The organism is Croceimicrobium sp., assembly GCF_965228705.1.
GTDB lineage: Bacteria > Bacteroidota > Bacteroidia > Flavobacteriales > Schleiferiaceae > Croceimicrobium.
The window spans coordinates 2,968,948-2,981,299 of sequence record NZ_OZ245832.1; the positions used below are offsets into that span (position 1 = coordinate 2,968,948).

9 protein-coding genes are annotated in these 12,352 nt (G+C 46.1%); 2 read left to right on the forward strand and 7 right to left on the reverse strand.

What is annotated here, in order from left to right; all coding sequences use genetic code 11:
- Positions 1-4: 4 nt before the first annotated feature.
- The 5 genes from ACO05P_RS13330 to ACO05P_RS13350 are packed head-to-tail and all read right to left on the reverse strand — an operon-like array spanning position 5 to position 6,572.
- On the reverse strand, positions 5-1,732 hold the full coding sequence (locus ACO05P_RS13330; RefSeq protein WP_421751548.1) for a hypothetical protein: 1,728 nt from the start codon (positions 1,730-1,732) through the stop codon (positions 5-7).
- Entirely contained in the window at positions 1,733-2,434 is a 702-nt protein-coding gene (locus ACO05P_RS13335) for a CoA transferase subunit A (protein WP_421751550.1), read from the reverse strand. It abuts the gene before it with no gap.
- A 20-nt stretch (positions 2,435-2,454) separates the two neighbouring features.
- Positions 2,455-4,785, reverse strand: coding sequence for a transglycosylase domain-containing protein (locus ACO05P_RS13340; protein WP_421751552.1), 2,331 nt, complete (start codon positions 4,783-4,785; stop codon positions 2,455-2,457).
- Positions 4,766-5,260: a gliding motility lipoprotein GldH gene (locus tag ACO05P_RS13345; RefSeq protein ID WP_421751553.1), complete on the reverse strand. Its 495-nt coding sequence runs from the start codon at positions 5,258-5,260 to the stop codon at positions 4,766-4,768. Before ACO05P_RS13345 ends, ACO05P_RS13340 begins: the two co-directional genes overlap by 20 nt.
- Positions 5,244-6,572, reverse strand: a complete 1,329-nt coding sequence (locus tag ACO05P_RS13350; RefSeq protein ID WP_421751555.1) for a PSP1 domain-containing protein — start codon at positions 6,570-6,572, stop codon at positions 5,244-5,246. The genes ACO05P_RS13345 and ACO05P_RS13350 overlap by 17 nt, the downstream gene beginning before the upstream one ends.
- A 133-nt stretch (positions 6,573-6,705) precedes the next feature.
- Here ACO05P_RS13350 and ACO05P_RS13355 point away from each other — a divergent pair, with 133 nt between their 5' ends.
- Entirely contained in the window at positions 6,706-9,018 is a 2,313-nt protein-coding gene (locus ACO05P_RS13355; RefSeq protein ID WP_421751557.1) for a two-component regulator propeller domain-containing protein, read from the forward strand.
- Positions 9,018-9,743, forward strand: a complete 726-nt coding sequence (gene recO / locus ACO05P_RS13360) for a DNA repair protein RecO (RefSeq protein WP_421751558.1) — start codon at positions 9,018-9,020, stop codon at positions 9,741-9,743. Before ACO05P_RS13355 ends, recO begins: the two co-directional genes overlap by 1 nt.
- On the opposite strand, the gene ACO05P_RS13365 is transcribed toward recO, so the two are convergent.
- Together ACO05P_RS13365 and ACO05P_RS13370 are read right to left on the reverse strand one after the other, a co-directional pair.
- Positions 9,740-10,747 carry a DUF4837 family protein gene (locus tag ACO05P_RS13365; protein ID WP_421751560.1) on the reverse strand — a complete coding sequence of 336 codons (1,008 nt, stop codon included), beginning with the start codon at positions 10,745-10,747 and terminating at the stop codon, positions 9,740-9,742. The genes recO and ACO05P_RS13365 overlap by 4 nt on opposite strands.
- Before the next feature lie 4 nt (positions 10,748-10,751).
- Entirely contained in the window at positions 10,752-12,275 is a 1,524-nt protein-coding gene (locus ACO05P_RS13370) for a LysM peptidoglycan-binding domain-containing protein (protein WP_421751562.1), read from the reverse strand.
- Between the last annotated feature and the right edge of the window lie 77 nt (positions 12,276-12,352).

The following is a 12,352-nucleotide window of genomic DNA, read 5'->3' on the forward strand; positions in this document are numbered from 1 at the left end:
GTCTTTAATTAGCGTTTCTAAGTGTGCGCCATTGGGCGTCTTTAAGGCTAAAAGTCTCGGAATGAGGATTCCAGATAAAGCACTTCATTTTCTCCGTTTCCGGAGCCACTGTTTCCAAAACTACAAAAAGCCGCCATTCTTGCCAGCCTCCGCTCGGGCTTAAATAATGACGTGCTTCATAGGCTTCAAAAGCAATGGAATTTCCTTCTTTATCAAAGCTTTGAAAGGCGATGGCCAGTTTATGCAGTGCCTCAGGACTTTGAATGTTAAGCTGGAGCTGAAGGGCTTGGGGAATAGAGTCTTTGGACCATTCGAAAAGTTGTTTTCCTTCTTGATGATTGCTTAAATCCCGAATGGAGCCGTGGCTTGAATTGGTCCAGGCTATATTCTCCTTTTTTTGGAGAAGGAATAAATTTTCGGAGGGACTAGCAGCGATTAAGTCATATTCCGGCGAAAGCCGCAATGGCGCAAAGCTTAAACGGAATTGACTGGCTATGTTTTTCGATTTCTGAAAAGCGGGAACGGCCGCCCCATTTTTAACCTGTAAATAGTTCCATTGCGGGGCCAATAAATAGGAGCCACTTAAACTTTGTACTTCTTGCTCAGCCAGGGATTGATAGAATGAATCCGGAATTTGTTCTTTCGACCAGGATCTGGCTAATGAGTGATTAAGCGATACTTTGGGAATGAGGAACCAAAGGGGGATAAAGCAGGCTAAGATCCAATATACGCGCCCCAAAAAGGCCTTTTGCCATAGCTGTGCCGCGAGGGGCAAGGCGGAAATAATGCCCCAGAATGACCAATACATAAGGCCCCGGTCGAAGGGGAAGTTTAAATCGATCAGCCAATGGCCGAGGATGTAAAAGAGGGGAATAAGCCAATAGGAAAGGACCCAAAACCAAGCAAAGGGCTGGGAAATATGATCGCGCTTGATCCAAGCCAAAAGGAGGATGAAAATTTGAAAAAGGAGGAGAGGGATTAGTCCGAAATCCACTTGAATAAGGCTACCTATGCTGTCTTGCAGAAAGCCATTTTGACCGCCATAATACAATTGTTGATGCGCTTTTAATTCGAAACTCATCCAAAGTGCAAAGGCAATGGGAATTAGATTTAAAGCGATGAGGAGATAGGTTTTGGCGGAGGGCTTTTTTCGCCAAAGCACATAAAAGTGCATTAAGCTTAGGAAACCCAAAAGAGGCAGCCAGCTTAGATTACTGAGGATGCCCAGACTGGCAAAGAGTAAAAAGCGCCAAGAAGAGGAGAGCTTTCCTTTGGCTTCCAATTGTTGGATATGATAGGCCGCCGCCATCATAAAGGCGAACATTAAACCATAGCCTCTACTGTAGGCGAAAAACTCCATGGGATAGCCGGCCGCCAACAAAGCAATTAGGCCGACTACTAGTAATTCGCGGTTTTTATAATGGGCTAAAAAGCGCCAGGCATAGAAATAGAAAAGCGGGAAAGCGATTAGATTGGGAAGTCGCAATACCCATTCTTCCATACCACCAATACGGTAAGATAGATGGCTCAATAGGGAATTGAGTAAATGGTTATTGGCCGACCAATAAGCGCTTCCCGGCCAAAAGTTCCCACTTTGGATATAGCTGAAAAAGCTGGTGGCCTCATCAAAAACCAGGGGATTTTGAAAAGCCCGAATCCAGAGAAAAGCCCAGTAAAGCAAGCCTAAAAGAAGCAAGCTCAAACTAAAGGGCTTATGCTGGCTTTTAAACATTTAGGCGGAAGGACGTATCGTGCGCTGCTCGATGCGTTTTTCGTAGTTCACTCCTTTAAAGATGCGCTGTACGAAGATTCCAGGGCAGTGAATTTCATTGGGATCTAATTCTCCGGCAGGCACTAATTCCTCTACTTCGGCTACGGTAATTTTACCGGCCATTGCCATCAGGGGATTAAAGTTGCGCGCGGTGCCTTTAAAGATGAGGTTTCCGGCTTCATCCCCTTTCCAGGCTTTTACGAAGGCAAAATCCGCTTCAAAAGCATGTTCCAAAATATGGGGTTTGCCATTAAACCAGCGTACTTCCTTGCCTTCGGCTACCTCAGTACCATAGCCTGCAGGGGTGAAGAATGCAGGAATTCCGGCTCCGGCAGCACGACAGCGTTCCGCCAGGGTACCTTGTGGAATAAGCTCAACCTCCAGTTCACCGCTCAGCATTTGCTTTTCAAAAAGGTCGTTTTCACCTACATAGGAGCTGATCATCTTTTTGATCTGACGGGTTTGCAAGAGTAGACCTAATCCGAAATCATCCACCCCAGCATTATTACTAATACAGGTAAGGCCTTTTACTCCGCTTTCGCGAATGGCTGAGATGGAATTTTCAGGAATACCGCAGAGGCCAAAACCTCCCAGCATTAAGGTCATATTATCTTTAAGTCCAAGGGCCGCTTCTTCGGCGCCGCTTACTACTTTACGGATCATATCTTGTTTTTTTAGAGGCTCTAATAATTATTAAACTGATCGGGTCCGGAACCATCACCAGAACTAGCGGTATCAATAGCTCCCAGGGCAGCTTTATAGCGTTCGCAATTCAGTTCAATACTAAGGGGATCAATTGGTTTTTCAAAATCGGCTTTACTTACCTGTAGGGTGGAGTCGGCATAGCATTTTTGCATAAACAAGGCCCAAACGGGCAAGGAAATAGTTGCCCCTTGTCCATAATAAGTGGAACCAAAATGAGCAGAACGATCTTCACAACCGCCCCATACTCCGGTAATTAAATTGGGTACCATGCCCATAAACCAGCCATCGGCATTGTTTTGAGTGGTTCCGGTTTTACCAGCAATGGGGTTTGTGAATTTCCAGGGGAAGCCGGTTACTACATCATTAGAGTAAGATCCCCAGGAGGAGCGTAAACGAGCACCGGTACCGGAAGCAGTTACGCCTTTTAAAAGATCAAGCACCACATAGGCATCTTGCTCACTCATCACCTCATTGGTGCGAGGGCTGATTTCTTGTAATACCACTCCATTGCGATCTTCAATTCGAGTAATGAAAATCGGTTCGGTATAGACTCCTTTATTGGCGAAGGTGGTATAGGCTCCTACGATATCGTGTACCGACAAGTCTACCGTACCTAATGCAATGGAAGGCTGGGATGGAATTTCGCCTTCGATACCCATTTCGTGCATCATTCGGATTACCGGCACTGGACCTACTTGCTTCATTAAATAGGTAGTAACTGTATTTACAGAATTAGCGAGCGCATACTTAAGGGTATATATACCGCCATATTTATCATCGGAATTCTTAGGACACCAGTCCTTCAACAAATTGTATTTGCCTTTTTCGATACAGGTTCGCACATTGGGCACCTCAAAACAAGGGGAGTAGCCTTTTTGGCGAATGGCCGTAGTATAAACAAAGGGTTTAAAGAGTGAGCCTACCTGACGTTTTCCTTGGCGAACATGGTCGTATTGGAAGTGACGGAAGTCGATACCACCTACCCAGGCCTTGATAAATCCGGTTTGAGGTTCTACAGACATTAAGCCGGACTGGTAGAAATGTTTGTAATAGCGGATAGAATCCCAGGGGCTCATTAAGGTATCGATATCACCACCCCAGGCAAAAACGCTCATTTCAATAGGGGTGTGGAACACCTTCATGATACTGTCCATGGAGATATCCTGCTTTTTCATGCGGCGGAAGCGCGGGGTTTGACGCATGGCTCTGCCCAGCAGATCTTCAACGGCACCAGCAGTAAGTTTGTGGAAGGGCGCCAATTTGCGGTTTTTCTCCATTTTGAAGAAGACCCGCTGCAAATTGCTCATATGCTCCGTAACTGCTTCCTCGGCGTACTTCTGCATGCGAGAGTCGAGGGTGGTGTAGATTTTTAATCCGTCGGTATAAAGGTTGTATTCGCTGCCATCAGGCTTGGGATGTTCTTTAATCCATTGCGCCATATACTGACGCAGGTATTCCCGGAAATAAGTGGCCGTTCCGCTGATGTGACCTTGACGATTGAAATTCAATTCGATAGGTAATGCAGAAAGGGAGTCCTTTTCTTCCTCGGTGATCATCTCATTACGAAGCATTTGCCCGAAAACGACATTACGTCTTTCCAATGCACGCGGTGCGGTTTGCTCCCGCTTGGGGTTAATCTGCCAGGGGTTTTGCAGCATGCCAATAAATAGGGCCGCTTCTTGCAGATTAAGACTATCTGGTGTTTTGTTAAAATAAGTGGAAGCCGCCGATTTAATACCCACGGCATCATATACAAAGTCCACCTGATTGAGGTACATCGCTACAATTTCTTCCTTGGTATACTGACGCTCCAATTGCACGGCAATTACCCATTCCTGGAATTTTTGCATGATCCGGCCAATCAAGGAACCCGGAGGTTCATGGAACAATTGTTTGGCCAATTGCTGGGTTACGGTACTACCCCCACCATTTTGACCTAATCGTACGATGGCTCTGGCCAGGGCTTCGAAGTCGATACCACTGTGGCTGTAGTAGCGTTCATCTTCGGTGGCCACCAGGGCATTAATCAAGTGCGGACTTAATTCGCTGTAATCAACGTGGGTGCGGTTATCCTTAAAGAATTTACCCAGGGTTTCACCATCGGAGCTGTAAATTTCCGTGGCGACATTGCTTTTGGGGTTTTCAATTTCTTCGAAGGTGGGGAGCTTGCCAAAAGCCCCGAGAGTGGTAAGGCTTACCACCAGTACAATGCTCAGGATTCCCAAAAAATAGAGAACCCACATCCAACGCACCAGTTTGCGATAATCGTTCTTCGCCCTTTTTGAGGTCTTAGTTTTTCGCTTCGCCATTTTCCTGTTTGTAAATGCTTATGCCAATATCTTCAACGCCGGGAAGAGGATCTTCGCGCATGGCTTGCACAAATTCGAAGCGATAGGTGCCAGCCTTGGTAAAGCGCAGGGGCTCTCTTCTGAATACTCTTTGAAAGGTTTTAAGCTCACCAACGCCTTCTCCCAGCCATTTACCGAATGGGTCAGCCAAAGTGAGGTTTGCCGTATCACTATACTCCATGCCCTCCTCAGAGTATATTTTCCTGAAAAGGTACAGATTTGAATAGGGATAATTGTTATTCCCTCGCATATTGAAATAGATGAGGTAGGAGCTTAAAGTGTCTTCAATCTCTACTTCAAAACTCGCAATGCTGTCTGCAAACCAACCTTCAGCGGCCACGGGCTCATAGTTTTCGTACCAGGGCTTTTCTGAGCAAGCCCAGGCAAGGTTGGCTAATAGGCCGAAAAGAAACAGGCGCTTAAGACTTAGGAGCATCGTTATTTCCGGTATTGTTGTTCTTACGACGTCGATTGCGGTTATTGCGATTGCGGTTGGAAGCTCCCCCTTTATTCGGGGTTCCGCCTTCTTTGGAATTTTGAGGCGCTTTCGCTTGAGGCTTGCCTTTTCCCTCTGGCTTTGGGCTATTGCTTTGCGCATTGGGATTAGAACGTCCCTTTGCCGGGCGCTTGCGTCCTTTACGACGGCGATTGTCTCCTCTTCCTTTTTGGTCGAAACGCGTTAATTCATCCTGGCCTACCACATTCTCATAAGCCACACTTTCTTCGGAGGGCTTATTCGCATTAAAGTCGATTAAACTTTCAGGTTTTTCGCCCTTTTCGTTTAAGGCCATAATATGCTTCACGTCTTCAAGCTTTACTGCTACCCATTCGTTCCCTTGATCAGGAAGGGCATACCACAGTAATTCCTTGAAGATGTCCATTTTCTGGAAGTAAGCCCTGCCCGCTTTGGTTTCCAGATTTTTATTGGTGTCGGGGAAATTCTTGAGGGCGTCCAGATAAGTATCCAGCTCATAGTTGAGGCAGCATTTTAACTTACCGCATTGTCCCGCCAATTTGGTCGGATTCAGCGAAAGCTGCTGATACCGCGCCGCGGCGGTATTCACCGAACGGAAATCCGTAAGCCAGGTGCTGCAACATAATTCGCGGCCACATGAGCCAATACCGCCAATTTTTCCGGCTTCCTGGCGTGTTCCGATCTGCCGCATTTCTACGCGAATCTTAAACTCAGAAGCTAAAACTTTGATCAGCTCCCGGAAATCAACCCGCTCATCTGCGATATAATAAAAAGTAGCCTTGGCATTATCTCCCTGATACTCAACATCACTAAGCTTCATGTTGAGGTTTAGCTCTTTAACAATCTCGCGACTGCGTACCATGGTTTCATGCTCCCGATCGCGGGCGCTTTGCCAGATGTCAATATCGCGTTGATTGGCTTTGCGATATAATTTGCGCACATCCGGTGATTCCGGACGTAATTTTCGCTTGTTCATTTGCAGGCGTACCAATTCGCCGGTAAGCGAAACGGCGCCTATATCGTGTCCGGGATTTCCTTCTACTGCCACCACATCGCCCATATAGAGGCGAATTTGGCTGGGGTTTTTATAATATTCCTTGCGGCCGTTCTTAAAACGAACTTCGACATATTCAAAAGGAGCTAGATGCCCCGGTAGTTCCATATCACTTAACCAGTCGAAAACGGTGTGTTTCTCACAACCCTTTACGCCACAAGAGCCATTACTTTTACAGCCTTTGGGAATCCCGCTTGTACTACAACTTCCACATCCCATTGTAAGGTCTCTTTTTTGGGGTCCTTTTTTACGGACCAGCGCAAAGATACCATTTCACATCTTTGACAATTTGCCGTCCGCAGTATCATTTTTGGCTACTTTTAACGTTTCATTCCCAAAACGGATTTCCCGCATGAGAATTAGCTTAGGGCTGCTCTTCATTTTTGGCACCATTTCCCTTTCTGCACAGGTATCAAATAACCTGGGGGTTTGGGTCGATCATTTCCCCTATACCAAATCGGTAGATATCGCCGAGAACGAAGGTGTGGCCTATGTGGCCACCGAACAAGGTATGTATCGTTATGAGCTTGAAGATCGCAGCATTCACCGCGTCTCCAAGGTTAATGGCTTAAGCGATGTTGGCTTGAGTTGCATTGCCTACAGTGAGCAATTTGATCAGTATTTTATTGGCTACGAAAATGGTACCCTTGATATTTTGGATGGGGATGAAATCATCAGTTTCCCCGATATCCGCCTTTCCGGAAATTACAGTGGCTTAAAGCGCATTAACCATATTCATGTGATGGATTCGGTGGCCTATATCGCTACTGATTTTGGGATAGTGGCCTACGATATAGCCCAGGGCTTGGTACGTGAAGCCCCTTATATCATTGGGCCAGGAGGAGCTACCCTGGCGGTGTATCAAGTGGAGAATGATGATCAAAACTTATATGCCGCAACCCCAGAAGGTTTATACAGTGCACCCCTCAATTCCGCAAAGTTCTTTTTTGGCAATTGGTCGGTAGACCCGGCAATGGCAAGGGAAATTGATCACCTGGCTTATTTCGATGGTAAGCTGTTCGTGAATCGAAATATCTTACCCAACAATGATTCTATCTGGTACAAGGAAAACGGTACCTGGACTTTTTTTCCTGCTAACGAAATTTCGGATAATCGGGATTTACGCGAATCGCGAGGGAATCTGGTAGTCGTAAATAATTTTAGTGCTCGTGCTTATGATCCGGCTTTTCAAAGAGTGAAAAACTGGAACAGCACTACGGTTGGGGACACGGCCTTTTCACCGGTGGCAGCAATTATGGGCAGTCGTTCCGATAATTTCTGGATTGCTGATGCTAATAGTGGGATTTATCAGGTCTTCCAAATTTTCCCACTGGAGGTAGTGCCGAACAGTCCTTCTACACGCAATGCTTTTCGCATTCAACAAGATGAGGGTAAAATTTGGGTAGCTCCTGGAGGTTATGATGCAGTAGGTACACCTGTGTTTAATAATGATGGTATCTTTCACTTAGAGGGTCTTAATTGGACCAATTATCCTAATGCCCTCTTTGGCTCTTTTAAAGACATTGTTGAGATCCTTCCGCATCCAACAGTAGAGAATCATATCTATGCTTCCAGCTTTGGTAGCGGCTTATTGGAATTGGCCATTGATGGTGAAAGCGTCTCTATTGTACGCGAAATTAATGAGGCCACCACCGATGGCGCTATGCCTTCCATTAGCGGGAGTGGCGAACATAGGGTGGCCGATATGGATTTGGATGCAGATGGAAATATTTGGTTTAGTAATCCCTTAACCGATCGTCCTTTGGGTGTGATTCGCCCGGATGGAACGGTAGAATCTTACGGATTAGGAGCGGCTGGAGCCGGAGCTAATGTGCTGAAATTGATGGTTACCTCGGGAGGGCAGGTTTGGCAGCAGATTCGAAATAATGGAATTTTGGTTACTCGTCTGGAGGATGGCATTCCACAAGAAACAGTGCGTTTAGGAGCCAGCGAAGGAAGTGGCGACCTACCTTCAGAGTCGGTACTTTGCTTTGCTGAAGATCAGGATGGTGAAATTTGGATTGGCACCAATGAAGGCCTGGCCGTGCTCTTTAGCCCTGAGAATATCTTTGAGCCCAACCGCAGTTATGATGCTTCAATCCTGGTAATTGATGAAGATGGTGATGGCAATGGGGAGCGCGTATTAGGCTCTGAAGCCATTAATGATATTGAGGTAGATGGTGCCAACAAAAAGTGGTTTGGAACCGCCAACAATGGAGTGTTCTATACCAATTCTAATGGCCGTACTCAATTGCAGCGCTTCAGTAAAACCAATAGTCCGCTGGCTAGCGACGTAATCCTTGACATTGAGATTGATGATCAAACCGGAATGGTGTATTTCGGCACGGATCAAGGTATTGTGTCCTATCAAGGTCAGGCTACTGCTGGGGAGAAAACCATGAGCGATGTTTTTGCTTATCCTAATCCGGTAGAGCCTGGTTATAGCGGGCCCATATTGATTCGCGGCCTGGTAACCAATGCGCAGGTAAAGATTACCGATGTAGAAGGAAATATCGTTTTCGAAACGGTGGCCGAAGGTGGTCAGGCAATTTGGGATGGTAAAAATTTCGATGGACTGAAGGTTGCTTCGGGAATTTATCTTGCCTTTATCAGTGATGATTTAGGAGTTAATACCGAGGTGGCCAAAATCATGATTTTGAATTAATGGCCGAGATTAGGGAGGGCATCGTATTAAGTAGTGTTCCCTACGGCGAAAGCCGCATTATTCTCAATCTCCTTACTCCTGATTTAGGAACTATTGGCTTGATTGCTACCCTGTCTAAAAAGGGTAAGACAGGCTTAAAAAAGGCACATTTTCAAAATCTCCAGATTCTCGAAATTCAGCATGCTGAGCGAAATAAGGGCGAGTTGAAACGCCTCCAGGAGGCGCGCATTCTCTATCCTTATCAGCAATTGTACTTTGATCCGGTTTTGTCCTGTATGGCGCTTTTCTTAGCGGAATTCCTGTACAAGGTGCTGCGAGAAGAAGAAGGGCATCCAGAACTTTATCGTTTTGTTCGCCGGGCTTTAATTCAGCTGGATTCCGCCGAAGCCGGTTTAGCCAATTTTCATTTGGCCTTTTTAATGGAATTAAGTGGCCATTTAGGCCTGCGTCCGCAGCTAGAGTTGGGACCGGCTCGATATTTTGATTTGTTGAATTCTCAATTGAGCATTCAACCGCCTGATCACCCCCACTTTATTGAAGAAGACGAATTGCTCATCTGGCGCGAATTACAAGCTAAGGGTCTGGAAAATTATGAAGAGCTGAGTATCAAAGGATCGGCTATCCGCCGGAAGGCCCTGGCCAGTTTAATTGATTATTATCGCCTGCATCTGCATGATTTTGGCGACTTGAAATCTTTGGCGGTTTTACGGGAAGTGCTGGCTTAGAGAATTTCGAGATTGCGAATAATACTCTCTAATTCGAAAAGACTTTTACGCTTCTTTTTCTCCGGAGCCAGGATAAAGCTGTCGATATAAATCAATCGATTATTCTCTTCATCGTAAAGGGTGTAGCTCACAAAAGGACCGCCCATAATATCGCCATGCGTACGCCATAAACCACGCGCTTCGATGCTAAAGCGTCCCTGCACTTCTGTCGGGTTCAACTGCGGTTTCACCAGGTCTTCGGTAATCATATAGCTGCCGTCTCTTTGTCCGGGAACATAGAGTTTGGTTAGGCTATCTCTGAGGGGGATAATATTATTTCCAATAATAGCTTCGTCCTCCGGCAAGTCGCCAACATAAATGATGATGCCATTATCTGCTAAAGTGGTAGTTTTCCAATACACCACTACATCATCGGTAGATACAGAAAGGGCAAAGTCTCGGGGAACATTTAGCTTAAGATTGTGCTTGCTGAAAAACTCTGGGTACTCTTTATGAGTAAGCGGCTGCATTTTAGTGTAGAGCCGTTCGGATTCTAAATCACTAATGCGGGCGTCGATAGTCTCGTTTTCCTTTAAGGTCAATTTCCGTAAATCCAAATCGCTGGGAGCACTCAGGTGGGTAACCATCTGCCCGCGCGCCCATTTATCCATTTCGAAAACCAAGCTGCTGCTATCGGCTTTAGCGTCTAAAAGCACGATATAGCGGGAGCGTTTTAAAAGGTCACTAAATTCTTTTGGAGCTACCTGACGCACGGTATAGCGGGGTTCAGGTTGCGGCAGGCCATAGACCATGCCAATGAAATGCTCTTCAAAAGCTCTACCGGGACCGCCATTCCAAACCTTATCCTCAGCAACCACCAAAATATCGAGAATACCACCATTGGCTGGCGGTAAGGTATCGTCGCTAAAGATCTTTTCTAAAGCCGACTCTTCCCCTTCTGGGCTGGAGCAAGAAAGGGTTAAACTCAGGGCAAGCAGGAAAAAGAGGCCGGTTTTTAGTTTCATAGGATCAGCTTTGAGGGTAGATTTTTAAGGTCATTCCCACTTTCAGGCGTTTTGCATTATTGATGCCGTTCCAGGACATAATGTTTTGGGCACTTACCCCTGGGTATTTGCGGGCAATGGAATAGAAAGTCTCACCACTGCGCACCCGGTACATCTCATATTTGCCGTCGGTGGAAGTTTTACTTTGCGTACTTCGGGTATTAGATGCAACCGTTGAGCTGCTAGGCATACGACGCGGGTAGATGGTTAGCCTCTGTCCTACCCGAATGGTATTGCCACGTAAGCCATTCCAACGGCGAATGCTGCTCACACTAACGCCATATTTCTCAGCAATGGTGCCTAAAACCTCGCCCCGTCGTACTTTATGACGGATGCGATCATTCATCTCCACCACGGCTGGCGCGGCAGTTTTGTTTTGGGCAAAGTCGTTTTCAGCAATACTGTATATCGAATCTTCATTCGCAATAAACAAGCCTATCTTATCTGCTGGTAAAACGATGCGATAAGCTTGATTTGACACCTTCGGAATAATCTTGTAGCGATAAGCCGGGTTTAAGAAGAGTAACTCTTCTTCGTCCATGGCGATTAACTTAGAAAGCTGCTCAAAGCTTACTTTTTCGCGAATCACCACGGTATCGGTTGAGAAGAAGGAAGGTTTAATATCGGTCGCAAAAAGTAAATGCTCCTCATGATAATTCATGATGTAATTCACCGCAATAAAGGCGGGTACATAACCTGCAGTTTCTCGGGGCAGGAAGGGGCGAATCGCCCAATAATTGGTCTGACCGCCCGAACGGCGAATGGCCTTATTTACATTACCGGGACCAGAATTATAGGCAGCCAAAGCCAGGTTCCAATCGCCAAATATATTGTAGAGGGTAGTGAGATAGCGACAAGCCGCCTCGGTTGATTTGATGGGGTCGTGGCGCTCATCCACATAGCTGTTAACACTAAGGCCATTCAATTTACCAGTAGAGTACATAAACTGCCACAAACCGGCAGCTCCCACTCGAGAACGTGCAGTAGGGTTTAAGGCCGATTCTACCACCGCCAGGTATTTGAGCTCCAGCGGCATATTGTATTTGTCTAAAGTTTGCTCAAAGAGTGGGAAGTAGTAGCGGGCAAGTCCCAGCATCCGACTTACTTGCTCACGACGTCTTTTACTGTAGAGGTCGATAAAGGAGCGTACCACAGGATTGTAATCCAAATCCATAGGGCTTAGAGCATCCAATTCTTTTAGGCGCGCTTCGTAAACCGAATCATGCCAATCGGGTAAATCGCCTTCGGCTAAAAAGTTGGAGTCCAGGGTGCTAAATTCTTCGGCTGTAGCCTGAAAGAAATTGAGGTATAGTAGGGAGTCAAGACGGGCCGCCACCGGATGATCTTTAAGATCAATGGCCTCGAGGTCTAAAAACTGAGGCTTAATAATAGTATCGGTATCCTTATGATCATCGCTAGGTTGAGTAGCGCTCGCTGCCAAAGGCAAAGCCGCTAATCCAAAACCCAATGCAAGTAATTTAAGTTTCATGTTCAGCACAGAAATATCTAAGGGAAAAAGGTAAGTGATTAAATGCCTTTCCCAGTAAGCATTTAACGAGGTTTTTA

Coding starts and splice junctions, on each gene's coding strand:
- ACO05P_RS13330 (WP_421751548.1), bottom strand. CDS start 1,732: ATGTTTAAAAGCCAGCATAAGCCCTTTAGTTTGAGCTTGCTTCTTTTA.
- ACO05P_RS13335 (WP_421751550.1), bottom strand. CDS start 2,434: ATGATCCGTAAAGTAGTAAGCGGCGCCGAAGAAGCGGCCCTTGGACTT.
- ACO05P_RS13340 (WP_421751552.1), bottom strand. CDS start 4,785: ATGGCGAAGCGAAAAACTAAGACCTCAAAAAGGGCGAAGAACGATTAT.
- ACO05P_RS13345 (WP_421751553.1), bottom strand. CDS start 5,260: ATGCTCCTAAGTCTTAAGCGCCTGTTTCTTTTCGGCCTATTAGCCAAC.
- ACO05P_RS13350 (WP_421751555.1), bottom strand. CDS start 6,572: ATGGGATGTGGAAGTTGTAGTACAAGCGGGATTCCCAAAGGCTGTAAA.
- ACO05P_RS13355 (WP_421751557.1), top strand. CDS start 6,706: ATGAGAATTAGCTTAGGGCTGCTCTTCATTTTTGGCACCATTTCCCTT.
- recO (WP_421751558.1), top strand. CDS start 9,018: ATGGCCGAGATTAGGGAGGGCATCGTATTAAGTAGTGTTCCCTACGGC.
- ACO05P_RS13365 (WP_421751560.1), bottom strand. CDS start 10,747: ATGAAACTAAAAACCGGCCTCTTTTTCCTGCTTGCCCTGAGTTTAACC.
- ACO05P_RS13370 (WP_421751562.1), bottom strand. CDS start 12,275: ATGAAACTTAAATTACTTGCATTGGGTTTTGGATTAGCGGCTTTGCCT.